Origin of the sequence: Sphingomonas qilianensis, assembly GCF_039614825.1 — a bacterium.
GTDB classification, from domain to species: domain Bacteria; phylum Pseudomonadota; class Alphaproteobacteria; order Sphingomonadales; family Sphingomonadaceae; genus Sphingomonas; species Sphingomonas qilianensis.
The window spans coordinates 504,264-529,729 of record NZ_JBDIMF010000001.1 but is presented as its reverse complement, the minus strand read 5'-3'; the positions used below and the strand labels follow the sequence as shown (position 1 = coordinate 529,729).

Annotated in this window: 27 protein-coding genes; 6 read left to right on the top strand and 21 right to left on the bottom strand. The window is 64.9% G+C overall.

Going from position 1 to position 25,466, the window contains the following annotated elements; translation table 11 throughout:
- Positions 1 to 158 precede the first annotated feature (158 nt).
- Entirely contained in the window at positions 159 to 1,748 is a 1,590-nt protein-coding gene (locus tag ABC969_RS02570) for an amidase (protein WP_345862749.1), read from the top strand.
- Here ABC969_RS02570 and ABC969_RS02565 read toward each other — a convergent pair.
- The 3 genes from ABC969_RS02565 to ABC969_RS02555 form a co-directional block, all read right to left on the bottom strand.
- Entirely contained in the window at positions 1,745 to 2,185 is a 441-nt protein-coding gene (locus ABC969_RS02565; protein WP_345862748.1) for a DUF2721 domain-containing protein, read from the bottom strand. The genes ABC969_RS02570 and ABC969_RS02565 overlap by 4 nt on opposite strands.
- A 147-nt stretch (positions 2,186 to 2,332) precedes the next feature.
- Positions 2,333 to 4,864, bottom strand: a complete 2,532-nt coding sequence (locus ABC969_RS02560) for an ABC transporter permease (RefSeq protein ID WP_345862747.1) — start codon at positions 4,862 to 4,864, stop codon at positions 2,333 to 2,335.
- A complete protein-coding gene (locus ABC969_RS02555; protein ID WP_345862746.1) occupies positions 4,861 to 5,559 on the bottom strand; it encodes an ABC transporter ATP-binding protein in 699 nt (232 codons plus the stop codon). The genes ABC969_RS02560 and ABC969_RS02555 overlap by 4 nt, the downstream gene beginning before the upstream one ends.
- Before the next feature lie 15 nt (positions 5,560 to 5,574).
- Between ABC969_RS02555 and ABC969_RS02550 the strand changes: the two genes are divergently transcribed.
- On the top strand, positions 5,575 to 6,288 hold the full coding sequence (locus ABC969_RS02550) for an arylesterase (protein WP_345862745.1): 714 nt from the start codon (positions 5,575 to 5,577) through the stop codon (positions 6,286 to 6,288).
- A gap of 19 nt (positions 6,289 to 6,307) precedes the next feature.
- Here the strand turns inward: ABC969_RS02550 and trmB are convergent, their stop codons facing one another.
- The gene (gene trmB / locus ABC969_RS02545) at positions 6,308 to 6,988 is read right to left on the bottom strand and encodes a tRNA (guanosine(46)-N7)-methyltransferase TrmB (RefSeq protein ID WP_345862743.1); all 681 of its coding nucleotides are present in this window, start codon (positions 6,986 to 6,988) and stop codon (positions 6,308 to 6,310) included.
- 74 nt (positions 6,989 to 7,062) lie between these two features.
- Between trmB and ABC969_RS02540 the strand changes: the two genes are divergently transcribed.
- Positions 7,063 to 7,698, top strand: a complete 636-nt coding sequence (locus tag ABC969_RS02540; RefSeq protein ID WP_345862741.1) for a phosphatase PAP2 family protein — start codon at positions 7,063 to 7,065, stop codon at positions 7,696 to 7,698.
- Here the strand turns inward: ABC969_RS02540 and metK are convergent.
- Complete coding sequence (gene metK / locus ABC969_RS02535) at positions 7,646 to 8,863, bottom strand: methionine adenosyltransferase (RefSeq protein WP_345862739.1); 1,218 nt, start codon at positions 8,861 to 8,863, stop codon at positions 7,646 to 7,648. The two genes, ABC969_RS02540 and metK, sit on opposite strands and share 53 nt — an antisense overlap.
- 74 nt (positions 8,864 to 8,937) lie before the next feature.
- Positions 8,938 to 10,509 carry an apolipoprotein N-acyltransferase gene (gene lnt, locus ABC969_RS02530; protein WP_345862737.1) on the bottom strand — a complete coding sequence of 524 codons (1,572 nt, stop codon included), beginning with the start codon at positions 10,507 to 10,509 and terminating at the stop codon, positions 8,938 to 8,940.
- 219 nt (positions 10,510 to 10,728) lie between these two features.
- On the opposite strand from lnt, the gene ABC969_RS02525 reads away from it, so the two are divergent.
- Complete coding sequence (locus tag ABC969_RS02525; RefSeq protein ID WP_345862736.1) at positions 10,729 to 11,145, top strand: VOC family protein; 417 nt, start codon at positions 10,729 to 10,731, stop codon at positions 11,143 to 11,145.
- Between the two features lie 10 nt (positions 11,146 to 11,155).
- The gene (locus tag ABC969_RS02520) at positions 11,156 to 11,458 is read left to right on the top strand and encodes a polyhydroxyalkanoic acid system family protein (protein WP_345862735.1); all 303 of its coding nucleotides are present in this window, start codon (positions 11,156 to 11,158) and stop codon (positions 11,456 to 11,458) included.
- Positions 11,459 to 11,620: 162 nt separating this feature from the next.
- Here ABC969_RS02520 and ABC969_RS02515 read toward each other — a convergent pair whose 3' ends face one another.
- The 7 genes from ABC969_RS02515 to ABC969_RS02485 form a co-directional block, all read right to left on the bottom strand.
- Positions 11,621 to 12,949, bottom strand: a complete 1,329-nt coding sequence (locus ABC969_RS02515; RefSeq protein WP_345862733.1) for a PQQ-dependent sugar dehydrogenase — start codon at positions 12,947 to 12,949, stop codon at positions 11,621 to 11,623.
- Positions 12,950 to 13,094: 145 nt separating this feature from the next.
- Positions 13,095 to 15,341 carry a catalase/peroxidase HPI gene (gene katG / locus ABC969_RS02510; protein WP_345862732.1) on the bottom strand — a complete coding sequence of 749 codons (2,247 nt, stop codon included), beginning with the start codon at positions 15,339 to 15,341 and terminating at the stop codon, positions 13,095 to 13,097.
- A 124-nt stretch (positions 15,342 to 15,465) separates the two neighbouring features.
- Positions 15,466 to 16,386: a hemolysin family protein gene (locus ABC969_RS02505; protein WP_345862731.1), complete on the bottom strand. Its 921-nt coding sequence runs from the start codon at positions 16,384 to 16,386 to the stop codon at positions 15,466 to 15,468.
- Between the two features lie 8 nt (positions 16,387 to 16,394).
- Positions 16,395 to 16,907, bottom strand: a complete 513-nt coding sequence (gene ybeY / locus ABC969_RS02500; protein ID WP_345862729.1) for an rRNA maturation RNase YbeY — start codon at positions 16,905 to 16,907, stop codon at positions 16,395 to 16,397.
- On the bottom strand, positions 16,907 to 17,302 hold the full coding sequence (locus ABC969_RS02495) for a type II toxin-antitoxin system VapC family toxin (RefSeq protein ID WP_345862727.1): 396 nt from the start codon (positions 17,300 to 17,302) through the stop codon (positions 16,907 to 16,909). Before ABC969_RS02495 ends, ybeY begins: the two co-directional genes overlap by 1 nt.
- Positions 17,299 to 17,553, bottom strand: coding sequence for a type II toxin-antitoxin system VapB family antitoxin (locus ABC969_RS02490; RefSeq protein ID WP_345862726.1), 255 nt, complete (start codon positions 17,551 to 17,553; stop codon positions 17,299 to 17,301). The genes ABC969_RS02495 and ABC969_RS02490 overlap by 4 nt, the downstream gene beginning before the upstream one ends.
- 44 nt (positions 17,554 to 17,597) lie before the next feature.
- Positions 17,598 to 18,596: a PhoH family protein gene (locus tag ABC969_RS02485; protein WP_345862724.1), complete on the bottom strand. Its 999-nt coding sequence runs from the start codon at positions 18,594 to 18,596 to the stop codon at positions 17,598 to 17,600.
- A gap of 316 nt (positions 18,597 to 18,912) precedes the next feature.
- Between ABC969_RS02485 and ABC969_RS02480 the strand changes: the two genes are divergently transcribed.
- On the top strand, positions 18,913 to 19,419 hold the full coding sequence (locus ABC969_RS02480) for a PilZ domain-containing protein (RefSeq protein WP_345862723.1): 507 nt from the start codon (positions 18,913 to 18,915) through the stop codon (positions 19,417 to 19,419).
- Here the strand turns inward: ABC969_RS02480 and miaB are convergent.
- From miaB to ABC969_RS02440, 8 genes are all read right to left on the bottom strand, one after another.
- The gene (gene miaB, locus ABC969_RS02475) at positions 19,412 to 20,746 is read right to left on the bottom strand and encodes a tRNA (N6-isopentenyl adenosine(37)-C2)-methylthiotransferase MiaB (RefSeq protein ID WP_345862722.1); all 1,335 of its coding nucleotides are present in this window, start codon (positions 20,744 to 20,746) and stop codon (positions 19,412 to 19,414) included. The genes ABC969_RS02480 and miaB overlap by 8 nt on opposite strands.
- 167 nt (positions 20,747 to 20,913) lie before the next feature.
- A complete protein-coding gene (locus ABC969_RS02470; RefSeq protein WP_345863794.1) occupies positions 20,914 to 21,765 on the bottom strand; it encodes a lysophospholipid acyltransferase family protein in 852 nt (283 codons plus the stop codon).
- Positions 21,766 to 21,855: 90 nt separating this feature from the next.
- Positions 21,856 to 22,278: a Fur family transcriptional regulator gene (locus ABC969_RS02465; RefSeq protein WP_345862721.1), complete on the bottom strand. Its 423-nt coding sequence runs from the start codon at positions 22,276 to 22,278 to the stop codon at positions 21,856 to 21,858.
- A 160-nt stretch (positions 22,279 to 22,438) separates the two neighbouring features.
- Complete coding sequence (locus ABC969_RS02460; RefSeq protein ID WP_345862720.1) at positions 22,439 to 22,864, bottom strand: Ros/MucR family transcriptional regulator; 426 nt, start codon at positions 22,862 to 22,864, stop codon at positions 22,439 to 22,441.
- A gap of 109 nt (positions 22,865 to 22,973) precedes the next feature.
- Entirely contained in the window at positions 22,974 to 23,450 is a 477-nt protein-coding gene (locus tag ABC969_RS02455; RefSeq protein ID WP_345862718.1) for a GNAT family N-acetyltransferase, read from the bottom strand.
- Entirely contained in the window at positions 23,447 to 24,079 is a 633-nt protein-coding gene (gene tsaB, locus ABC969_RS02450; protein WP_345862716.1) for a tRNA (adenosine(37)-N6)-threonylcarbamoyltransferase complex dimerization subunit type 1 TsaB, read from the bottom strand. Before tsaB ends, ABC969_RS02455 begins: the two co-directional genes overlap by 4 nt.
- 75 nt (positions 24,080 to 24,154) lie before the next feature.
- Positions 24,155 to 24,748, bottom strand: coding sequence for a malonic semialdehyde reductase (locus ABC969_RS02445; protein WP_345862714.1), 594 nt, complete (start codon positions 24,746 to 24,748; stop codon positions 24,155 to 24,157).
- 23 nt (positions 24,749 to 24,771) lie between these two features.
- Positions 24,772 to 25,344: a NifU family protein gene (locus tag ABC969_RS02440; protein WP_345862712.1), complete on the bottom strand. Its 573-nt coding sequence runs from the start codon at positions 25,342 to 25,344 to the stop codon at positions 24,772 to 24,774.
- Between the last annotated feature and the right edge of the window lie 122 nt (positions 25,345 to 25,466).

The window sequence follows — 25,466 nt, the reverse complement described above, 5'->3', positions numbered from 1 at the left end:
TCGTCGCGCTGCCGGCGCATTGCCGTCGCCCAGGCGTTACACACCGTCGCGTCGTCGGCGCGTCGCCCGAAAAACATCGCTAGCGTCTCAACATTCTCAACATTCGCGGGCATCATGCCACCGTCGGCATCCGCCAAACACGCGCGCAAAGGTACATCATGAGCCGTTCGATCCGAGTCACCGCCTTTATCGCCAGCACAATAACGCTCGCCGCGCCCGCCACGGCGCAAACCGCGCCGCAGGTTGAGGAGCGCTCGATTACGGATCTGCAGGCTGCGTTGGGCAGGGGCACCAGCAGCGCGGCGATCACCGCCGCGTATCTCGCGCGTATCGCGGCGATGGATCGCACTGGCCCTACCTTGCGGGCGGTCATCGCCACCAATCCCGATGCGCTGGATCAGGCGCGCGCCAGCGATGCGCGGCGGAAAAGCGGCACAGCGCTCGGGCCGCTCGATGGCATCCCGCTGCTGATCAAGGACAATATCGAAACGCGCGATCCGATCGCGACCACCGCCGGCAGCCTCGCGCTCAAGAACAATGTCACGCGGCGCGACGCGCCCGTCGTGGCGCGGCTGCGCGCGCAGGGGGCGGTCATCCTGGGCAAGACCAATCTCAGCGAATGGGCCAATATCCGCTCGACCGCGTCGATGAGCGGGTGGAGCGCGGTCGGCGGGCTGGTGCGTAACCCCTATGCGCTCGATCGCACCGCCTGTGGCTCGTCGAGCGGCTCGGGCGCGGCGGTGGCGGCGAGCTTTGCCGCGGCCGCGCTGGGCACCGAGACGGATGGCTCGGTCGTGTGCCCGGCGGCAATGAACGGGCTGGTCGGCTTCAAGCCGACGATCGGGCTGGTCAGCCGCACCCATGTCGTGCCGATCAGCCATAGCCAGGATACGCCGGGGCCGATGGCGCGCAGCGTGCGCGATGCAGCGATCCTGTTCTCGGCGATGGTCGGCGCCGATCCCGCCGATCCGGCGACCAAAGATGCCGCGCGCTACGCCAGCGATTATACGAAGGGGTTATCGGCGGGTGCGCTGCGCGGCGTGCGCATCGGCGTGTTGCGGCCCGAAATGTCGGCCGCGCTCAAGGCCACCTATGACGCGCAGTTGCTGGTGCTGAAGCGCGCCGGCGCGGTGCTCGTCGATGTCGAGCAGCGCAAGCTGGAGGGGCTGGGCGAGGCCGAGTTCGAGGTGTTGAAGACCGAACTCAAGGCCGATCTCAACGCCTATTTGGCCACGACGCCGGCCGCGGTGACGACGCGCACGCTGGATCAGGTCATCGCCTTCAACGCGGCCAATGCGACAACGGAAATGCCCTTCTTCGGGCAGGAGATTTTCGACATGGCGGCAACGACGCGCGGGCTTGCCGATGCCGAATATCTCGGGCTGCGCGCCAAATCCCGGCGGCTGGCGGGCGCGGAGGGCATCGATGCGATGCTCAAGACGGCCAAGGCGACGCTCCTCGTCGCGCCTACCTATGGCCTGCCGTGGCTCAGCGACAGCGTGAGCGGCGATCATGCCGAGGGGCCGAGCGCGAGCACCTTGCCCGCCGTGGCCGGCTATCCGCATCTCACCGTGCCGATGGGGCTGGTCAAGGGCTTGCCGGTCGGGTTGTCGTTCATCGCCACGGCCTATGGCGATGAACGCGTGCTGGCGGCGGGCTACGCCTATGAACAAGCGAGCAAGGCCCGCGTCGCGCCGCGCTATCTGCCCGCAGCGGACGTGGGGCCGGGGCTGGAGGGCGCGCGCTAGCGCGCGTCGATTTCCAGCACTTCGGGGCGGATATGCGTAGCGATCAGCGACATGCGCACTTCGATCAGGAACGCGGCAAAGGCGGAAATCAGCAGCGCCATCGCCAGCACGAAGGCGACGGCCACCATCGTGGCGATGTGCAGCTGCACCAGCTTGGCGACGAACAGCATGGCCACCACCAGGCAGGTCATCACCGCGCTCGATACGGCGAGCACCAAAGCGGCGTTGATCACGGTCATGCGCCGATCGAGCAGCCGCAATTCCCACACGTGGCGATCATGTTCAGGGCCCGATGATCGCGGGTGCAGCGCCTCCACCGCGCGCGCGCGATCGACCACGCGGGACAGCCGACCGGCCAGCACATTGAGCAACTGGCAGATGCCGGCGAGCATGAAGACAGGGCTCAGCGACAGCTGGATGGCCTGCGCGATGGTCATATACGAATACATCAGCGCGTTGTGGCGGGGGCGACGCGCGCTGGTCAAGCACCAACCGGCAGTAACGCCTTGATGGTACGGGAGGACGTGATGGCGAGGCCAATGCTGCCGTTGCGCAAAACACGGGTGCGCAGAGCGGGCACGATGCTAAAGCTGCCGCAGTGCCCGCGCCGGCCGGACGCTGAGGATCGGCCAGGCGCCCAGCAGCCCCAGAGTCATCACGCTGGCCACGCCGATCGCCAGCGTGGCTGCAACCGCGCCGTAATCGGGCAGCCATTCGAACTCGAACAATTCGACCACCACGTACCATGCGCCGCCCAGCCCCAGGGCCAGCGCCAGCACCGCCAGCGCCGCGCTCAAAAAGGCATATTCGAGCGCCTGGCTGGCCAGCACCTGCGCGCGCGTGGCGCCCAGCGTGCGCAGGATCACGCTGTCGTACGTCCGCGCCTCGCGCGCTGCGGCGATCGCGCCGATCAGCACGGCGATGCCGGCAAATACCGCAACCGAGGTGGCGGCGGTGATCGCCGCCGCCATCTGGCTGACGATATCGCGCACTTGCCCGATCACGCCGCGCACCTCGATCACCGAGACGGACGGGAACGGCTTGAGCAACGCCCGCATCACCTTGCCCTCTGCGCCCGGCGGCAGATCGATCGTCGCGGCCAGATTATGCGGCGCGTCCGAAATGGCGTTGGGGGAAAACACCATCACGTAATTGAAGCCCAACGTATCCCAGTTGATGCGCCGGAACGAGGCGATCCGCGCGGTACGCTCCACACCGAGCAGGCTATAGCTGATCGGATCGCCAAGCTTGAGATCGAGCGCGGTGCCGAGTCGCTCGTCGAGCGACACGAGCGGCGGGCCGGCATAGTCTTTCGGCCACCAGCGGCCGGCGGTCAGCTCGCTGGCCTCGGGCAACGTCGCCGAATAGGTGATGCCCCGCTCGCCGCGCAGTGCCCAGGCGCCTTCGGGCACCGTTTTCAGCTCCGCGACGCGCGTCGTGCCATAGCCGGTGATCGTGCCGCGCAGCGCGGGCACGGTCGCGATAGCCGCTTGCGGTGCGGCCTGCGTGATGACGCGGCGAAATTCCGCCTCCCGATCGGGCGGCACGTCGAGCGCGAACAATGCCGGCGCGCGTTGCGGCACGGTGCGGTCGATATTGGCCTCGATGCTGGTGCGGATTGCCGCCAGCAGCACGAACAAGGTCAGGCCCAGTCCCAGCGCTACCACCAACGTACCGGTGCGCGCGCCCGGCCGGTGCAGCGCGGCCACGGCCAGCCGCAGCAGTGGGCGGCGCGCGCGGGGCAGCGCAGCGGCGCCCCGGCGTACCAGCCAGCCGAACCCGGCGAGCAGCAGCAACGTGGCGGCAACGGCGGCAAGGAAGCCGGCGGTCAGTCCGGGCTGCTCGGCGGTGAGCAAGGCCAGCGCCACGACCGCGAGGCCGGCACCACCCATCCACGGTACGGTGCGACGCCACGGCGCGCGGCGCTGATCGAACACGCCGCGCAGCAATCCGGCAGCGGGGATCGTCCCGGCGGCGACCAGCGGCGGCGCGGTGAAAGCGAAGGCGATCAGCAGGCCGTATGCCGCGGCCAGCGCGAGCGGCAGCCATTCAATCGCGAAGCGCGGTGCCACCGGCAGCACGTCGCCCGCCAGAGCAACGATCGCGGGAACGGCGACGACGCCGGCAAGCAACCCGGCAAGGATGCCGAGCAACGCCACCGCGCCGATCTGCAGAATGTAGATCCTGGCGATCGTGCCGGACGTCGCGCCGAGCACTTTCAGCGCCGCGATGCTGCCGCGGCGGCTTGCGAGATACGAGGTGACGCCGTTGCCGACGCCAATCCCCGCTATCACCAAGGCGGACAATGCGACCAGCATCAGGAACTGTCCCATGCGGTCCACGAAGCGTGCGGCGCTGGGCGCGGCGCGATCACTTGCCTTGGCCACCCAGCCACCGGTCGGAAATCGCTCCATGAACCGCGCCATGGAGGCGCGCGGGGCGGCCGCGTTGGTCAACTTCACGCGATACTTTGCCGTGTACATGCTGCCCGGCTGAATCAGACCGGTGCGCGCCAGACCTTCGGTGGTGACGATCGCCACAGGGCCGAGCGTAAAGCCTTCGCCCAACCGATCGGGTTCATTGTCGATGATCCCGCCGATGGTGAAGCCGGCACTGCCGATCTTGAAGCGACCACCTGGCTTGAGGGCGAGCCGTTCGGCAAGCGCGGGGGCGATCCAAACCGTGCCCGCATTGTTGATCCGGCCGTTGCCGGAGAAGGTGCGGTTTTGAGAAGCGAGCTGCAACGTCAGCTGTCCGTACAGCGGATACCGCGCGTCCACCGCCTTCAGTTCGATCGGCACGATCAGCGGCTCCGCTGCGCTGCCGCCGACCGCCGTCGCCTGCATGCTAGCGGTTTCCGATACGGTGCCGAGCGCCGCCATCGCCGCGCGCTCGTCCGCCGCCGCCGACCGCTGCGACACGGCGAATTCGACATCGCCACCGAGAATCAGCGCGCCACGGGCAGCGAGCTCGCGCTCGATCGCCTGCGTCAGGCTGCCGATCGCCGCCAGCGCACCGACCCCGAGAAACAGGCACGCCAGCAACAGCCGCAAGCCTCGAAATTTGAGATCGAGCTCGCGCCGCGCCAGCCGCCATGCCATGCGCCAGTCGCTCATCGGCGGCGGTCCGCGGCGATCTGCCCGTCGGCCAGCTCGATGATGCGATCGCAGCGTGCCGCCAGCCCGGCATCGTGCGTGATGATGATCAATGTCGCGCCGGCGGCGGCCTGGCGTTCAAACAGCAAATCCATGATCGCTGCCCCGGTGGTCGTATCGAGATTGCCGGTCGGCTCGTCGGCGAACACCAGCGCCGGCCGTGGCCCGAGCGCGCGCGCAATGGCAACGCGTTGCTGCTCCCCGCCGGAAAGCTGGGTCGGATAATGATGCAACCGGTGACCAAGCCCGACCGCGATCAGCTCGGCATCGGCGCGCGCAAACGCATCCGCCATGCCGGCGAGCTCCATCGGCACGGCGACATTCTCGCGCGCGGTCATCGTCGGCAGCAAGTGAAACGCCTGCAGCACGATGCCGATGCGGCCGCGCCGCGCCCGCGCCAGCGCGTCCTCGTCAAGCGTGGTGAAATCCAGTCCGGCGACCTGAACCTGGCCGCCGCTCGCGCGCTCCAGTCCGGACAGCACCGCCATCAAGGAGGACTTGCCCGAGCCCGATGGTCCCAGGAGCGCGAGGCTGGTGCCGCGCGCTACCTCCAGATCGATGCCGCGCAAGATATCGGTGCTGGCATCACTTGTGCCCAGCGTCAGGGTGACACCCTGGGCCGCGATCACCATATCGTGCTGGATGGTCTTGGTCATGAAGGAAATATCGCGTTGGAACGTGGTGGCTATGAATATGGGGCGGCAGCGTTGGTTCTCCAAGCGATGTTGCTGAGCGGGTGCGACAGCGAGCCGGCAACGCCGGCGCTCGTCGCGGTGAATGAGGCGGCGCCTGCGCCAACCACGCCCGTGCCAGTGGCGGGGGAGGAGCGACTGGTGCTGGCGTTCGGCGATAGCCTGTATGCCGGTTACGGCCTGCAGCGCGGGCAAAGCCTGCCCGATGCGGTGCAGGCGCGGCTGCGCGCGCAGGGCATCAACGCCAAGATCGTCAATGCGGGCGTATCGGGCGACACCTCGGCGGCGGGCCGCCAGCGATTGGCTTTCTCGCTGAACAATCTGCCGCGCACGCCCGATCTGGTGCTGCTCGGGCTGGGCGGCAACGATGTGCTGCGGCAGATCTCGCCCGCGGAAACACGCGCCAACATGGGCGCGATGCTTGCTGAGCTACAGAAACGCGGCATCCCGGTGATGCTGACGGGGATGGTCGCGCCACCCAACCTTGGGCCAGATTTTGCCAAGGCATTCAATAGCATCTGGCCAGATTTGGCGGCGCAATATGATGCCGCGCTCTATCCGTTCATCCTCGATGGCGTGATCAGCAATCCAGCACTGATGCAGCGCGATCACGTGCATCCGACGGCGCAGGGCGTGGCGCGGATTGCCGATAGGGTCGCGCCATTGGTGGCAAAACAGTTGACGGAGGATTGAATCGGATCAGCCCGCGAAATCACACCCGGATATAGCGGAAATACCAGACCTCATGCCCCTGGCGCCGCGCCTTGCGCTCGTAGCGCGTCTCAGGCCAGTCATCTGGTCGCGTCAGGAAATCCGTCGGCGTTCCCGCCTGCCACACGAAATCGCGGCGCTGGTTCATCACCATCATTGACCAGCGGCAATAGGTCGGATCGTCCGTGCCAAGGCGAAATTCGGCGCCCGGCTTCAGTTTGCGCTGGATCAGATCGAGCGGCCCATGATTGACCATGCGGCGCTTGGCATGCCGCGCCTTGCGCCACGGATCCGGGTGCAGCAGATACAGGCGGTCCAACGATTGATCGGGCAAACGCTCCACCACATCGAGCGCGTCGCCCATGTACAGCCGCACATTAGCCAGATCGCCATCGCGGACATGCGCCAGCGCGCCGACCACGCCGTTGAGGAACGGTTCGCAGCCAATAAATCCAGTTTCCGGGTGCGCGGCGGCTTGCCCGGCGAGATGCTCTCCGGCGCCAAAGCCGATTTCGAGCTGCAGCGGGCGGTCGTCGCCAAACAAGGTTGGCGCATTGAGCGCGCCGCTATCGGGGACGCTGATGCGCGGTAGCAATTCCTCGACGAGCTCGGCTTGGCCCAGACGCAATTTGTGCCCCTGGCGGCGGCCATAGAGGCGGCGGGTGGTCATCGGATCGTTCATCGCCGCTGCTCTAGCGAACACACGTCGTGCGTCCAGTCGCCGGAGCCAATTGATCTCGCGTTGGTTGGAGGGCGATGAGCAAAACCAAGAAAGCGGCGGCCGCGGTCGTCAAAGCGGATCGCGAATTAAGCCACAAGACGGCGGCGCATCGCGAAACGCCGGCGGTCAAGCGCATCGAGGCGGCGGGGGATCTGGCGGACCAACCGCCGCTGATCGTGCTCAGCGTGGTCACGATCCTGGTAGGGGCGGTGCTGAGCCGGCCCGCAGTGGCCAAAAACGGCGTGCGCATGCTGGCGAGCCATCTGGTGGCGACGGGGCTGAAGAATGTCGTCAAACATTCGGTCGACCGGACGCGGCCGGCCAAGGCGATCGACAGTGGCGAGCACCGCTTCAAGAAGGGCGAGAGCCGCGATCACGACCAGACGTCGTTCCCCTCGGGGCATACGGCAGGCGCGGTGGCGATCGCCAGTGCGGTAGCGCACGATGCGCCGGGCGCGGCGTTACCGGCTTACGCCGTGGCAGGGGCGGCGGCGGCGGCGCAATTGCCCAGCGGCAAACATTATCTGCTCGATACGCTGGCCGGCGCGGTGGTCGGCTATATCGGTGAAAAGGTGGCGAGCGCCGCGCTCCATGCTGCGGAGGCGGCGCTCGACGGAATCAGGCGACGGCAGCCTTCAGCGCATCGACCAGATCGGTCTTCTCCCACGTAAAGCTGTCGCCCTCGGGCTCCCGACCGAAATGGCCGTACGCGGCGGTCTTCTTGTAGATCGGCGCGTTGAGCTTGAGATGTTCGCGAATGCCCCTGGGGGTCAGGCGGACCAGCTTTGGCAGCACTTCCTCAAGCCTGGCTTCGGAGACCGAGCCGGTGCCATGCGTATCGACATAGACCGACAGCGGCTCGGCAATGCCGATGGCATAGCTCAGCTGGATCGTGCAGCGACGCGCGAGGCCGGCGGCAACGACATTCTTGGCGAGATAGCGCGCGACATAAGCGGCCGAACGATCGACCTTCGTCGGATCCTTGCCGCTGAACGCGCCGCCACCGTGCGGCGCCGCACCGCCGTACGTGTCGACGATGATCTTGCGCCCGGTGACGCCGGCATCGCCATCAGGTCCGCCGATTTCGAACGCGCCGGTCGGGTTGATGTAGATCTGGGTGGTATCCGAGATGAAGCCTGCGGGCAGCACATCGTTGAACACGCCCATCACATAATCACGTAGCTCGGCATACTTTACCGGATCGGGGTTCTGACCCTTTTCCGAATAGCCCGGCGCATGCTGCGTGGAGACAACCAAGGCGGTTGCCGCAACCGGCTTCTCGTCGCGATATTCGAGCGTGACCTGGCTCTTGGCGTCAGGCTGCAAGAACGGCGCGGCACCCGAATGGCGATCGGCGGCCATGCGCTCGAGGATCTTGTGGCTGTAATACAGGGTGGCGGGCATCAGGCCGGGCGTCTCGTCAGTCGCGTAACCGAACATGATGCCCTGATCGCCCGCGCCTTCGTCCTTGTTGCCGGTTTCGTCCACGCCCATCGCGATCTCCGCCGACTGGCCATGAAGATTGTTGTGGAACGCGAAGGTCTCCCAATGGAAGCCGCTCTGCTCGTAACCGATTTCCTTCACCGTCTGGCGCACCGCGGCTTCGATCTCGTCGAGCACGCCCGGCGCCCATTGACCGTCCTCGTAGATGCCCTTGCCGCGAATCTCGCCCGCGAGCACGACGAGCTGCGTGGTGGTCAGGGTCTCGCAGGCGATGCGCGCCTGGCTGTCCTTGGCGAGAAACAGATCGACGATCGTGTCGCTGATCTGATCGGCGACCTTGTCCGGATGACCTTCAGAAACCGATTCGGAGGTGAAGAGAAAACTGGAACGCATGTGGTTATCCTCAATGGTTGAGGAGAGCTTCGGCCGTTGCCATGCCTGATATAAAGCTTTCCTTATATCCCTGCCTAGCGAGCGCGCCGCCGAATGGCAATTGCCATCAACAGCAGCGCCAGTGCCACCGCGCCGGCCAGCAGGTTGCCGATTCGCGCGAACAGGGTGGGGGGATAGGGCGCGGGCAGCGGCAATTCGATCGCCCCCGCCTGGTTGAGCGGGATGGTTGCGAGCAGCGCGCCATCGGCGCCGATGATCGCGGAAATGCCGGTCGGCGTGGCGCGCAGGATCGGCAGCCCTTCCTCGATCGCGCGCAGCCGCGCCTGCGCCAGATGCTGTGGGGGACCCCAGCTGCCGTACCAGGCATCGTTGGAGGGGTTGAAGATGAAGGCCGGGCGATGCGCGCGATCGACCACCTGCCCCGAAAAGATGATCTCGTAGCAGATCTGCATACCGACAGCGCCGAATTGCGGAATGTCGATTGCGCTGGGGCCGGGGCCGTCGAGGAAATCGATATTGCCCGGCACCAGGCGATTGAGCCCGAGCCGCGACAGGATCGGGCGGGCAGGGAGATATTCGCCGTACGGCACAAGATGCGCCTTGTCGTAGCGACCAAGAATCCGCGCCTGAGCGTCGATGGCGAAGATCGAGTTGGTCGCGGTGGTCATCTCGCCCGCCGCGTCGAATTGCGCGGCATTGCCGCCGGTCAGCACGACGTCGTTCGGGCCGAGTGGTCTGGCGATGCGCATCCGGGTGAATGGCGCATAGCCACGCCAGTAAGCGGACGCCGGATAGCCATCCTCGAGCATGTAGCGCACCGCGCCCTCGGGCCAGACGATCAGCCGCGGCGCAGGGCCGGGCGTGCCGTTCAGCGCCAGCAGAGCCTGCAGGTTGGCCTCGGCATAGTCGTCCTGCGGGCGCTCCTCTTGCCCGAGATCGGGTTGCACCACGCGGACTCGGGGGGCCACGGGATCGGTTGGCGTGGGCGGTGGGCTTGGTGCGCCGAACAAGGCAAGCAACACGACGGCGGCCAGCGTGACGGCGGGATAGCGCCATGCGCGACCAGCGGCGACAGACAGCGCGCCGGCCACCACCATGGTCAGCCCGGACATTGCATATGTGCCGACCCAGGCGGCGACATGCGCCACGCCGGGCAGCGGCAGCCACAACGCGGCCAACGGGTTCCACGGATAGCCGGTGAACAGCGTGGCGCGCAGCCATTCGGTGACGATCCACGCAGCGGCGAACAGCAACGCATACGCCGCGCCGGGCGCTTGGCCGGGGCGGCGACCATATCGCCACGCCAGCCCAGCGGCGGCCATGGGGTATAGCGCCAGGACCAGCGCCAGCAGGAGCACGGCGATATAGCCCAGCCAGTGCGGCATATTATCTTGAAAAACAAAGGCATGCTGGATCCAGTTATTACCCAGCGTGAAATGCCCGACGCCGAACGCCCAACCGCTAAACAGGGCCTGACGGAGCGTGAGTGAGTCGTGGATCAACCACATCCAGGCAGCGAGGCAGACCAAGGCGACGGGCCACCACTCAAGCGGCGCGAAGCCCGTCGCGGCGATCGTGCCCAGCACAAGCGAGAACAGGGGAGCGTAGCGCGAGGCTGCGCGGGGTCGTTCTTGAATCACTTTCACCCTGTTCGTCATGGTCGCTGGCAGACGCCGCATATGCGATGCAGCGCGGTGCGGAACAAGCCGTTGATCCTTCACGCTTTGCCCGGCGGAGATCGGGGGCCGGTCAGATACCAGGGGAGGTGAGCGGTGCGCGACGCCACAGCAGCCTTTGCCACTGGCCGGCCTTTGCCGGGAAGGATTGAGGTGACGGGGCGGGGGATTAGCGGCTATCATGCCCCCATGATCAGGCCCTTCCACCTCGCTTTTCCGGTTCATGATCTTGCTGCCGCGCGTGCCTTCTACGGCGGCACGATGGGCTGCGCGGAGGGGCGGAGCAGCGACAGCTGGATCGATTTCGATCTGTTCGGGCATCAGATCGTCGCGCATCTCGATCCGGCGGCGAAGCCCGTCGCGGTGGAGAATGCGGTCGACGGGCATAGCGTGCCGGTGCCGCATTTCGGCGTGGTGCTGACGATGCCGGACTGGCAGAAATTGGCTGACCGCGTGGCCGCCGCGGGCGTACCGTTTGGCATCGCGCCCTATGTGCGCTTCAAGGGGCAGCCGGGCGAGCAGGCGACGATGTTCTTTCGCGATCCATCGGGCAACGCACTCGAGTTCAAGGCGTTTGCCGATGATGCGATGCTTTTTGCGACCTGAGGACTGACACATGACCGAGCCGATCACGATGGATATCCCGCACAAATATGGCCGCGAAGGCGTGCGTGCCAAGCTTGATGGCGGGGTCAACAAGATCGCCGGCGTGGTGCCGGGCGGGGTGGTCAAGGATCACCGCTGGGATGGCGACACGCTGCATTTCACGATCGAGGGGCTGGGGCAGCGCGTGGCCAGCAAGGTCGAGCTGTTCGACGACAAGGTGCGTGCGACGATCGACCTGCCGCCGTTCCTGGCGCTGTTCGCCGACAAGATCCGCGCCAAGCTCAACAAGGAAGCGCCGAAGCTGTTGAAGTGAAATTTCCTCTCCCGCTTGCGGGAGAGGAGCGAGACTTGGTCCGCCTACTTCAGGCGGGCCTAGTCGCAGCGGTGAGGGTCTTCTTTTTCTCCACCGTAGAGAAGAAGAAGACCCTCACCCAACCCTCTCCCGCGAAGGCGGGAGAGGGCTTCAGGCCCGAGCTTAGCGTGCTGCCCGCACGCGCCAGATGACGTTGCCGACATCGTCCGCCACCAGCAGCGCGCCCGTCCGGTCGGTAATCACGCCGACGGGGCGGCCCTGCGCCTTGCCGTCCTTGTCGAGGAAGCCGGTGAGCACATCGACGGGCTTGGCGCCCTTGGCGGGATAGCCGTTATCGCCGAACGGCACATAGACGACCTTGTAACCCGATACGGGCTTGCGGTTCCACGAGCCGTGCTCGCCGATGAACGCGCCGTTGGTGAAGCCGCCGCCAAGTTTGGCGTCGCCGGCAAAAGTCAGGCCCAGCGCGGCGACGTGCGGCCCCAGCGCATAATCCGGTCGCTTGGAATATTCCTGCAACGCCGGATTCTGCGGCTCGACGCGCTGATCGGGATAGCCGCCCCAATAATACCACGGCCAGCCGAAGTGATCGCCCATCTCGATCTGGGTGAGATAATCGGGGGCAAGATCGGAGCCGAGCATGTCGCGCTCGTTGACCACGGTCCATAGCCGCTTGCTGTGCGGCTCCAGCGCCATACCGTTAGGGTTGCGCAGGCCGGCGGCGAAGACGCGGAAGGTCTTGGCGTCGGGGAACACTTCGAGGATATTGGCGCGGAATTTCTCGCGCTCGATGCCGTTTTCGGCAATGTTGCTGGCCGATCCGACGCTGACATACAGCGTGTTGCTCGCCGGATCGGCGATCACGTTGCGCGCCCAATGGTTGCCGCCGCGCTGCAGCTTGACGACCAGTTCCGGCTTGGCGGTGATCCTGGTGTCGCCGGACTTGTAGGGCACACGGACCAGCGCGTCGGTGTTGGCGATGTACAGCCAGTCGCCTTGCAGGGCCATGCCGAAGGGCGAGTTGAGCCCGGTCATGAACGCGGTCTTCTGCTCCGCCACGCCATCGTTATTGGCATCGCGCAGCAAAGTGATGCGATTGGCCGAGGGCACGCCGGCGCCCGCCTTGTTCATCAGCAGACCCATTACCCAGCCGACGATCCCGCCGCCGTCACGCGGCGGCGAATTGCTTTCCGCGACGAGCACGTCGCCATTGGGCAGACGGTATAGCCAGCGCGGATGATCGAGCCCGGTGGCAAAAGCATCGACGGCCAGCCCGGCGGCGGGCACAGGCTTCGCGCCTTGTGGCCAGCCGATCGCATCGGCGACGGCGATGGTCGGGATCAGCTGCTTGCGCGGCTCCGTGATGGTGGGACGAGGGCCAGTGACCGCGGCGAGATCGAGCTTGGCGACGTCGGGACGGCTGAGCCAGAACAGGCCGGCACCGATGATCAGCACGATCAGCAGCAGGACGATGAGAATGTGTTTGCGCATCAGCGCTAGGTAAACGGCGCAGCGGGAAGGGGCAATGGCCCCATCCGTCACCCCGGCGAAAGCCGGGGTCTCCATGGGGCGGGTGTTGCAACCAGAACCAGGAGATCCCAGCTTCCGCTGGGATGACGGATAAGGGCGGCTTGCCTTATGCTACCGCCGGCTCGTCGCGGACGTGGCCTGAGGCCAGATCGAAGCGATCGGCGTTCATCACCTTCGTCCAGGCCGTGACGAAATCTCGCACGAACTTGTCACCGGCGTCCGCCGAGGCATAGACTTCGGCCAGCGCGCGGAGCTGCGAATTGGCGCCGAACACCAGATCGGTGCGTGAAGCGGTCCATTTCTGCTCGCCGGTCTCGCGCAGCGTGCCGAGATATTCCTCGTCGCTTTCGTCGCTCAGCTGCTTCCACGCCGTCTGCATGTCGAGCAGATTGACGAAGAAGTCGTTGGTCAGCTGGCCCATGCGATCGGTGAACACACCGTGCTTCTCGGCCTTGGGGTGATTGGCCCCAAGCACGCGCAGACCACCCACCAGCACCGCCATTTCCGGCGGGCTGAGGCCCAGCAATTGCGCGCGATCGACCAGCAGTTCCTCGGTCGGCACGCTGAACTTGACCGAGAGATAATTGCGGAAGCCGTCGGCCTGGGGCTCGAGCACATCGAAGCTTGCGGCATCGGTCTGCTCGGCCGAGGCATCGGTGCGACCGGGTGCGAACGGCACTTCGATCGCGCGACCGGCCGCCTTGGCCGCCGCTTCGATCCCGACCGAACCGCCAAGCACGATCAGATCGGCGATCGATACCTTCTTGGCGCCGCGGCCGTCGAACTCGGCCTTGATGCCTTCATAGACCTGCAGCACGCGGGCGAGCTGCGACGGATTGTTGACCTCCCAATCCTTTTGCGGGGCCAGCCGGATGCGCCCGCCATTGGCGCCGCCGCGGTGATCCGACTGGCGATAGGTCGAGGCCGAGGCCCAGGCGGTGGTGACCAGCTCGGCAATGCCGAGGCCCGACGCGGTGATCGCCTGCTTCAGCGCGGGCACATCGCTCGCGTCGATCTGCGGATAATCGGCGGCGGGGATCGGATCCTGCCAGATCAGGTCTTCCGATGGCACTTCCGGCCCGAGATAGCGGACCTTGGGGCCCATGTCGCGGTGCGTCAGCTTGAACCAGGCGCGGGCGAAGGCATCGGCAAACAGATCGGGATTGTCGCGGAAGCGCTTGCTGATCTCGAGATATTTCGGATCCTTCTTGAGCGCCATATCCGCGGTGGTCATCATCGTCGGGACGCGCTTGCCGGCGGTGTGCGCGGCGGGCGCAAGCGTCTCCTCGGGGTTGCCGACCGGTTGCCACTGGTGCGCGCCGGCGGGGCTCTTCACGAGTTCATATTCGTGATCGAGCAGCATTTCCCAATAGGTCATGTCCCACGTGATCGGGGTCGGCGTCCAGGCGCCTTCGATGCCGCTGGTGATCGTGTGATCGCCCATGCCGCTCTCGTGCGTCGAGACCCAGCCGAGGCCCTGCGTGGCGATGTCCGCGCCTTCCGGCTCGACACCGACCAGCTTGGCATCACCCGCGCCGTGCGCCTTGCCGAAAGTGTGGCCGCCGGCGGTGAGCGCGACGGTTTCCTCGTCGTTCATACCCATGCGGGCGAACGTCTCACGCATGTCGCGTGCCGAGCCCAGCGGGTTCGGGCAACCGCCCGGGCCTTCCGGGTTGACGTAGATGAGGCCCATCTGGATCGCGGCGAGCGGATTTTCGAGCGCGCGGCCCGATTCCTCCTCGATGCGCGTGTCGCCGAGCCATTCCTGCTCGGTGCCCCAGTAGATGTCCTTCATCGGCTCGAACACGTCCTGGCGTCCGCCGCCGAAGCCGAACACCGGGCCGCCCATCGATTCGATCGCGACGTTGCCGGCCATGATGAACAGATCGGCCCAGCTGAGCTTCTGGCCGTACTTCGCCTTGATCGGCCACAGCAGGCGGCGCGCCTTATCGAGATTGCCGTTGTCCGGCCAGCTGTTGAGCGGGGCGAAGCGCTGCGACCCCGAGGACGAGCCGCCGCGGCCATCGCCGGTGCGATAGGTGCCGGCGCTGTGCCAGGCCATGCGGATGAAGAAGGGGCCGTAATGCCCGTAATCGGCCGGCCACCACGGCTGGCTGTCGTTCATCAGCGCGGTGAGATCAGCCTTTACGGCGGCATAATCGAGGCTGTTGAACGCCGCGGCATAATCGAAATCATCACCCATCGGATTGCCCGACAGGCCATTTTGCTGGAGGATTTCCAGGCTCAGCTGATTGGGCCACCAATCGCGATTGGTCCGGCCAAGCAGGTTGCGCAGCGCTGCGGGTTCCTTGTTCGGATCGCTTAGCGGGCTGCCTTCGGTAATGGCGTCCATATCCTGATCTCCTCAGATCTCTGTGGTCTTGACCAGTGTTGTGAACCTCGGCCGGCCAATCCGCAATCATTTACTCCATGAGTTAAAATGATCTGAGAAAGTGAGTAGATCGATCACCAATCCGTCAGCTCTCGACATCCTCGGGCTCGGGGCGGGGCGGGTGCAGACGCAATTTGGTGACACGCCGCGTATCGGCGGCGACCACCTCCAGTTTCCAGCCGCTGGGGTGATCCAGGCACTCGCCCTGTTGCGGCACATGACCGGCGAGCAAGGCTGCGAGGCCGCCGAGCGTATCGATGTCCTCGTCCACCTCGGCCAGTCGCGGATCGATCGTCTCGCCGACATCTTCGAGCTCGGCGCGGGCATCGGCATCCCAGGCGCCGCCATCCAGCGGGACCAGCATCGCCTCGGCCGCTTCGTCGTGTTCGTCTTCGATATCGCCGACGATTTCTTCGATCAGATCTTCGATCGTCACCAGGCCCTCGGTACCGAAATATTCATCGAGCACCACGGCCAGATGGACGCGGCTGGCGCGCATGTCCGCGAGCAGATCGAGCACGCCGCGCGACATCGGCACGAACAGCGGCTGGCGGATCAGGTTATCGAGCGTCGCGGGATGCTCCGCACCGGTCGCCAGGATCGCGAACACATCCTTGATATGGACCATGCCGATGATCGTATCGAGTTTTTCGCGATAGACGGGCAGGCGGCTGTGCCCGGCATCGGCGAAGATCTTGACCAGTTCGGCAAACGAGGTCTGCTCCTCGATCGCGACGATATCGGCGCGAGGGACGCCGACATCGCCGGCATCGCGCTCGCCGAAATGGAGCAGATTGCGCACCATCGTGCGCTCGAGCGGCGAGAGATCGCCCTTGGCGTCGGGCGCGGGATCATCCTCGTGCGCGTCGATCGCTTCTTCGAGCTGGTGGCGCAGCGAATCGTCGCCCTGTTCGCCGAAGATCATGGCGCGCAGCGAGCGCCATATCGATCCTTCGTTCGTGGTACCGGCGTCCCCGGCGTCGGTGGTACTTTGGCCCTCGGGCATAAAAGTGATCAGTCCTCACGTATCAGATAGGGGTCGGCCAGACCGAGCGATTTGAGCGCATCGACTTCGATCGCCTCCATCGCTTCGCCCTCGTCGTCGTCCAGATGATCATAGCCTAGCAGGTGCAGCGTGCCGTGCACGATCAAATGTGTCGCATGTGCCGCGACCGTGATGCCTTTTTCGGCCGCTTCGGCGCTGCACACGCCATGCGCAAGGACGATATCGCCGAGCAGAACTTCGCCATCGTCGGAATTCTGCCCGACCGTATCGAGCAGATCGGCCTGCACCATCGGGAAGCTCAACACGTTGGTCGGCTTGTCCTTGTGGCGATATTGCGCGTTGAGCGTCTGCACTTCGTCGTCGCTGGTGAGGCGCACGGAGATTTCCACCGTCGCGGCGCTGGTGGCGAGTTCGCCGTGCGGCGTTCGCTCGACCGCGGCAGTCGCGGCGCGAAGGGCGAGGGCTTCCCAGTCAACGCTGTCGTCCCACGGCGATTCGATGGACAGGGCGGTTTCAAGCATCAGGCGAGATCGGTCTGGGCAAAATCGGTTCCCTTGTAGAGCAACTGGGCATTGTTCGTCTTGGCGCAGGCATAGGCGAAGCAGTCACCCATTTTGAGATTGGCGCGGTGCATACCTTTGCCATATCGCTCGTGAGCGCCGATTGCTGCACGCGCTTCTGCATCGCCAATCGTCACGACCCGCAGGCTAAACTCTTTAACGAAGCATTCCGCCTCGGTCTGCGCCAGAGAGATCGGCACTCGCCGTTTCCTCGCTACCGCGCGGACCGTCTCCCACAATGACATGGCAGAATACAGGACCTCGTCTGCTGCGCCGAAGCGCTGTGCGATGTCGAATCCGTCCGGTTCGTCGGTCATCATCGCAACCATCGCGGATGCATCGAGAAACAGGATCAATCGTCATCCTCATCGTTCAGCGAGTCATAGAAGGCCTTGTCAGCTTCCAATCCCGTCGGCTCCCCCAGGGGATGCGCTGCGCGCCAAGCGCGCAGGCGCTCGTGGATGTCACCGCCATGTTCGGCGTCCAGCGTACGCTTGCGACGCAACAGCGCATCGTGGACTGCGGCGGTCTTGCTCGTGCCCAACCGTTCCGCGATCCCGCGCGCCAGTGCGGCCGTGTCGCTGTTCTTGATGTAGAGAGATGCCATTATCGTCTCCGGATATCCCGGATATAAATCGGGGATATCCCACATCAAGCATCCACCCCCTCATAGGCTTCGACGATGCGCCCGACGATCGGATGGCGCACGACATCCCCCGAGCCGAAGCGGCACATCGAGATGCTTTCCACGCCCTCCAACCGCACCACCGCGTCGTTGAGCCCGCTGGCGTTCATGCCGCCGGGGAGATCGGTCTGCTTGGGATCGCCGCACACCACCATGCGGCTGTTCTCGCCAAAGCGGGTGAGGAACATCTTCATCTGGCTTGGCGTGGTGTTCTGCGCTTCATCCAGGATGATGAAGGCGTCGGCCAGCGTGCGCCCGCGCATGAAGGCGATCGGCGCGATCTCGATTTCGCCGCTCGCGATGCGGCGCTCGACCTGCTCGGCGGGGAGGCAATCATTCAGCGCATCGTATAGCGGGCGCAGATAGGGATCGACCTTGTCCTTCATGTCACCGGGGAGGAAGCCCAGCTTCTCGCCTGCCTCGACTGCGGGGCGCGACAGGATCAGCCGCTGCACGCTGCCGGTGATCAGTTGGGCGACGGCCTGTGCAACCGCGATGTAGGTCTTGCCCGTGCCTGCCGGCCCGAGCGCGAAGATGATGTCGTTATTGACCAGTTCGCGCATGTAATGCGCCTGCGCCAGCGTGCGCGGGACGATCGTTTTCTTGCGCGTGCGAATCATGATGCTGGGGGCGCCGCCGCTATCCGCCGAGATGATCCCGGCAAGCGTCGGTTCGGCCGACATGGCGATCACCGCATCGACCATGCCCTGATCGACGCGCTCGCCACGCGTGATGCGGTTGTAGAGCCCCTGCAACACGTCGCGCGCTTCCGCCACCGCTTCGGCGCGGCCCTCGAGCTGGATCTTGTTGCCGCGTGCGGTGATGTACACGCCCAGCCGGCTTTCGAGCTGCAACAGGTTCTGATCGAACTCGCCGAACAATTGCGACATCAATTGCGGGCGATCGAAGATCAATTCGGCGCGGCTAGGCTCGCCCGATCGGGCGGGGACGGGCTTGCGGCTCATGCAATTCCTTCGCTTGGGTGGGGGCTGCGGGTCGTTAAGGCTAGGCCGGGGACGGCGGATCGCGGCCGACGGAACGATGCGGCTGAAATGCCATATAAGAAACCGAATTGACGCGACAACGGGCGGTCAAGGCCGTCATGCGCGAGGAAGAGACGAGTCGGCTGCATCCAGGCGAGAGATTGGCAGAGCGATCGCGGCGCGAACAGCATATATCTTCACGCCGCCCAGAATAGTCGCCTATCCGCTCTTGTTCCAGCGGCCGAGTCTTACCAAATATTAAGACTATTTTTCTAGTCTCCCGTATCTGCGGAGAATGATGATGGTGCTGACGGCGACAGTGTATGTGGACAAGGGCGGCGCGCTCGATGGCGACAATCGCCAGGCCGAACGGCGCGCGGTACAGGCCGGCGCCACGCTACGCGACGACAACGAAGCACCCATCGATGCCGAACTGATCGATTTATCGACCAGTGGGTGCCAAGTGGCGCTTCAGGGCGAGCTGGTCGTGCCATCGATGGTGACGATCGGCGTTGCCGGAATTGGCCGGATCGACGCCTGCGTCGTGCGGCGCGACGGAGATCGCTACGGCTGCGCGTTTATCGAACCGCTGACCGCAGCGGCGGTAGCCGCAGCGCGCGCGGTGGAGACGGTCGTACCGCTCAGCGCATCGGCACTGCCGACGCCGGCGCCCGCAGAACAGGCGCTGCCCGAGCAGGTGCGCCTGTCGATCCGCAGCCGCGTGCTGTTGATTGTCGGCAGCGCCGTTACGGCGTGGGGCGCTGTGATCGCTGCGGTCCTCGGGGTCCGCGCGCTGGTCAGCTGACCAGTTCTGGGATCCGCTGTACGCCCGACAGCGAATTGGGATCGGCCCGCGCGATATCGACCGCGACAAGATCGCCGATCGCGGCATCGGTGAGCAGATGAACCGATTGTAGCCAGGGCGATTTACCAAGCATCTGGCCGGGAAGCTTACCCTTGCGCTCGATCAACACCGAGCAGCGGCGGCCCAGCGTCCGCGCGTTGAACGCGGCCTGATCGCGGTTGAGCGCGGCTTGCAGGCGCTGTAGCCGTTCGTCCATCTCCTCGGGCGCGATCTGATCGTCCATCCCGGCGGCGGGGGTGCCGGGGCGGGGACTGTACTTGAAGCTGAATGCCTGGGCATAGCCGACTTCGTCGATCAGGCTCAGCGTATCGCGGAAATCGGCTTCGGTTTCGCCCGGAAAGCCGACAATGAAATCGCCCGACAACGCGATATCGGGCCGCGCCGCGACGACACGCTCCAGCAGCCGCAGATACGAATCGCGGCTGTGGCTGCGGTTCATCGCTTTCAGGATGCGATCGCTGCCCGATTGCACGGGCAGATGCAGAAACGGCATCAATTTCTCGATATCGCGATGCGCGTCGATCAGGCCCTGCGTCATGTCGTTCGGGTGGCTTGTGGTGTAGCGGATACGCGCCAGGCCGGAAATCTTGTCGAGCTCGGCAATCAGATGATGCAGCCCGCGCGGCCCATCGCTCCAGGCATTGACGTTCTGCCCGAGCAGCGTCAGTTCGCGCGCGCCGGCATCGACCAGCGCCTTGGCTTCATCGACGATCTGCTGCCAGCCGCGGCTGACTTCGGCGCCGCGCGTATAGGGCACCACGCAATAGGTGCAGAATTTGTCGCAGCCTTCCTGCACGGTGAGAAAGGCGCAGGGCGGCACGCGGCGGCGGCTGGGCAAGGCGCCAAACTTGGTTTCGACCGGCATACCGGTATCGAGCGCGCTTTCGCCGCGCGCCGCCTTGGCGACCAGCTCGGGCAGATTGTGATAGGCTTGCGGGCCGACCACGATATCGACGTTTGCGCGGGTCACGATCTCGGCGCCCTCGGCCTGCGCGACGCAGCCGGCGATGGCGATCATCGGATCGCCGCCATGCTTCTTGCGCGCATCCTTCCGCAGCCGGCCGATATCGGAATAAACCTTTTCGGTGGCCTTTTCGCGAATATGGCAGGTGTTGAGCACGATCAGATCGGCATCGGCGGTGTCGGCGGGGGTGAGCCCTTGCGCCAGCATCAGCTCGGCCATGCGATCGCCATCATACATGTTCATCTGGCAGCCGAACGATTTGACGGCAAAGGTGCGCGGCAGCTTCTGGGGGGCGGGTTTCATGATGCGGGCGCTATAGGCTGCCACGCGCGTAACCTCAAATCTTCCCCGCGCTGTCTCCGGCGGTGGCATGCAGCGTTACGGAGGGGGGGCGGCACGCGGCATCGCCGGCCCCCTCAGTCGCGCGGCTGAAAGGCCGAGCGGTTCCTCCCCGGCAAGCGGGCGAGGATTTATAGACGAGGCGCCTCATATTGAAGCGCATCGACGTTATAAGCGAACGGCCGCAGCGGCTTGCCTAAGCTCTCGATCAGCGCTTCCTCGATGCGCCGCCGGCTTTCCGCCGCGATGGCCTTGCGCCCGGGATAGTCGGCCGGGAAGAAGGGCTCGAGAAAATGCACCTTGAGCGGAAAACTGCCCTTGCGGGCAAGCAGCCGCTTGGCGTTGTCCACGCCGCTTTCCACGCCGATCCAGCCGATCTCCTCGGCCACCGCGCCATAATCGAGCAGGACCGGCTGGACGAGCACGCCCGGGGGCGGCGGTTCGAGCACGCGCAGCATCGGCGTCTTGAAGGGCAGCAGCGATTGGCCGTCGGTGGTCGTGCCTTCGGGGAACACGGTGACCGACCAGTTATCTTCCAGCGCGTCGCGCAACTGATTGATCTGCTCGGCCACGCCAAGTCGGTTCTCGCGCTTGACGAATACGGTGCGGTTGAGCGTCGACAGCCAGCCGACCACGGGCGCGTCGCGGATTTCCTGTTTGGCGACGAATGCAGTGCCGCTTTGCCCGGCGATGCCGAGAATATCGATCCAGCTGAGATGATTGGCAATATAGAAGACGTCGCGCTTGAGCGGCGTGCCGACGCGGCTGACACGCGCGCCCGCGAGGCGCGCGGCCCAGCCGAGAAAGATGCGCGGCCAGGGCGAGGATTGGCGCAGCAGTCGCCAGAAATAATGGAGCGGCACCGTCAGCGCGAGCGCAAGCACGAGGCCGGCAGCGCGCCACGTGATACGCAAGCGGCCGAGCGCGTCGATCGGGGGCGGGCTACCAGCGGCGGCGGCGGCACGCTGCTCGGCCGTCAGCATGAGCGAACCGACATTATGCCCTCCGATGCGATTAAGCCCCATGTCCCACGGCATCATCCCCGACCGTGTGGGGAAGCGGCGGGCTGCCCGTCAGTTCTTGCGGTCGAGCGCCACGCCGTACAATTCCATGCGATGATCGACCAGCCGGAAGCCCAGGCGTTCGGCGATCGCCTTTTGCAATTGTTCAAGTTCAGGATCGACGAACTCGATCACCTTGCCGGTTTCGACATCGATGAGATGATCGTGATGCGCTTCGGGAGCAGGCTCGTAGCGCGCGCGGCCATCGCCGAAATCGTGGCGATCCAGGATCCCCGCTTCTTCGAATAACCGCACCGTGCGGTACACAGTGGCGATCGAGATGCCCGGATCAATGGCCGAGGCGCGGGCATAGACCTTTTCGACATCGGGATGGTCCTCCGCTTCGGAGAGCACGCGCGCGATGACGCGGCGCTGCTCGGTGATGCGCAGTCCCTTTTCATTACAGAGAGCTTCGAGATCGATCTTACGGGCCATGCCGACGATGTAGGCGCTCCGTGCTTATTGATAAAGGGGAGAGTGATTCTCAATAACATAGCGTTCGCAAACTGCTCGCCAAAACGGCGACCGGGATGCCCCGGCCGCCGTGATATCGTGCTGGTCTGTATCGCCTGAGGCGCGTGCGCGCTCAGCGCGCTCAGCGTGCCGGCGCGACTTTGCGACGCTTGGTGCCGAGGCCGATCTTCTTCGCCAGCGTCCGGCGCTGTTCGGCGTAATTCGGTGCAACCATCGGATAATCAGCAGGAAGATTCCACTTCGAGCGATACTGTTCCGGGGTCATTTGATAGTGCGTCATGAGATGACGCTTCAGCATCTTGAGCTTTTTGCCGTCTTCCAAGCAGACGATAAAGTCCGGCTTGATTGACGAACGAACCGAAACGGCGGGCTCCTGTTTGACTTCCGGCTCCGCGATCGGACCGCCAAGATTGGCCAGCGCGCCATGAACGTTGCCAATTAGGACGGCAAGGTCCGACACGGCCACACTATTGTTGCTGACATGCGCCGCGACAATATCCGCGGTGAGGGTGATTAGGGAATCACCCATATCGGTATCAATATCCATTGTAGTTCCTTCGACCCATTAGCCGGATGGATTGGAATTCCAGCCGCTACGGTGCATATCGCCCCAGATGCAAAGGATCGCAAGTAACAATTGTGAGATTAATTCGAGATCAGGCTAATGCGTGGCGGAAAGTGAATGCATCGGAGACTTGGCCATTGTTACCGCGATAATAACCTCGCCGCTCGCCGACCTTTATGAACCCAGCCTTACTATACAATTTTATCGCTTCGTTGCCGTCGCGCACCTCGAGATGAAGCGTCACTGCCTGGCGGTCGCGGGCATCGGCGATTGTCGCGCGCAGCAACGCTGCGCCGACACCACGGCGGCGGAACGACGGCGCGGTAGCGAGCAACAACAGCTCCACTTCGTCCAGCGTTTGTCGCGCCAACGTAAATCCGGCGGGCTGACCATCCAGCGTGGCGACGGTTAGCCAGACGCCGGGAAGCGCCATGATTCCGAGGCATTGGCCGCGCGTCCACGCCTCGCCGAAGCGCGGATCGAAAGCATCCGCCATCAGCGATTCGACCATCGCGAGATCGGCTGTGGACCCGGCGCGAAGCTCGATCATGTTGAGGACCGTGCTCATGGCCGCACCCGGGGCCGTGGCGGGGTGGCATCGGGGGCGCGGCCATAGATCGGGCGGGGGGGGAGCGCAGTGAACGCAGGCGGCAGCAAGGCTGCGTCGGCGGCGTTGGGCAACCGATCCGCCACCGGCAGCGTGGCCTCCAGCGCGGTGAGATGGCGGACGCCGCTGCCGAAAGCGTGGCGGGCGCCGAGCGCATCGCGCGCCGCCGCCGGCTTGAGCGAGGCGAAGGGCTCTGTTTCCGCGAAGGGTGTGGCGGTAAAGCCTTGCAAGAAAACCTCGCCGTGGCCGCCTTCGAGCACCACGGCAAGCTGCGCGAGCACCGGATCGGCGGAGAACGCGGCGGCGGCGATCAGCGGAAGCGAGGAGAAACCGTAAATCTCGGCGCCCCAGCCAAAGGCCAGGCCGCGCGCGGCGGCGATGCCGACGCGCACGCCGGTAAAGCTGCCCGGCCCACAATCGACCAGGATGCGCTGCGCGCGGCCGCCATCGGGCAATTCGGCGATCATCGGCACGAGCCGCTCGGCATGGCCGCGCCCGACCACCTCATGCGCCGCAGCGATCACCACCCCGGTCTCGATCAGAGCGACCGAGCAGGCGGCGGTGGCGGTTTCGATGATCAGGGTACGCAACGCGGTCTTTCCGTCCAGCCGGCGGGCGGCATCTCTAAGGGGAGATGCTGCCTTCGCCGCGGTGACGGGTAAAGGTCAAGCAATCGTATTGAACTTCTCGAATGCCGGGCGCGGCAGGCGATCATGAATCGATGCCGGATCGCCATGGCCGAGCGTGGCGATAAAGTTGCTGCGCACCGCCTGCCCGTCGCTGAAGAACGCGGCGTCGACCTTGCCATTATCGAATCCCGACATCGGCCCGGTGTCGAGCCCCAACGCACGCGCCGCAATGATCAGGTAGGCGCCCTGCAACGTCGAATTGCGCATCGCCGAGACGGCACGGAGCTCGGCATTGCCATCGAACCATGCCTTGGCATCGGTATGCGGGAACAGTTCCGGCAGATATTCGTGGAAATTGGTGTCCATGCCGATGATCACGCTGACCGGCGCCTTAAGGATTTTGGGCGCGTTGGCGGGACTGGTGCAATCGGCGAGCTTCTGCTTGGCCTCATCGGACACGCACCAGATCAATCGCGCGGGCAGCTGATTGGCGGAGGTCGGGCCCCATTTGAGCAATTCCCAGATGGCGTGCAGCTCGGCCTCGGTGACAGGCTGATCGGTATATCCATTATACGAACGCGCGGCACGAAAGATCGTATCGAGCGCCGCATCGGACAGCTTCTCGGTCATGACAAACCCTCTGATGGTCGGAATTAAACGGCGCGGACTTCGGTGACTTCCGGCACATAATATTTGAGCAATTGCTCGATGCCGTTTTTCAGCGTTGCCGTCGACGAGGGGCAGCCGGCGCACGCGCCCTGCATCCGCAGGAACACTTTGCCCTGATCGAACCCGCGATAGATGATATCGCCGCCATCGTTGGCGACAGCAGGGCGGACGCGGGTATCGATCAATTCCTTGATCTGCGCGACGATATCCGCATATTCGGGATTTTCAGCGAAAGTCTCATCGGCAGGAACGCTGAAGCCGCCGGCATTGCCCGGCTTGAACAACGGAATCTGCGCGCTGAAATGATCGAGCAACAGTGCGAGTACATCGCCCTTGAGGAACGCCCATTCGACGCCGGGCGCCGCGGTGACCGAGATGAAATCACGGCCGAAAAACACGCCGGTGACATCGCCGAGATCGAACAATTGCTCGGCGAGCGGGCTGGCTTCGGCTTCCTCGGGCGTCGCGAAATCGCGCGTGCCGGCATCCATTACGGTGCGGCCGGGGAGAAATTTGAGCGTTGCCGGGTTGGGCGTGGTTTCGGTTTCTATCAGCATGCTGTGCATGTGGGCCGCTGCGCCGGGGGACGCAAGGTTTGGGAGTGAAACGCTCGGTTGCCGCGCTTGGCCCGGACCGGCGAAGCCAGGCTCGCGAAGCGACGTCGTTACTGGCGGGTTCA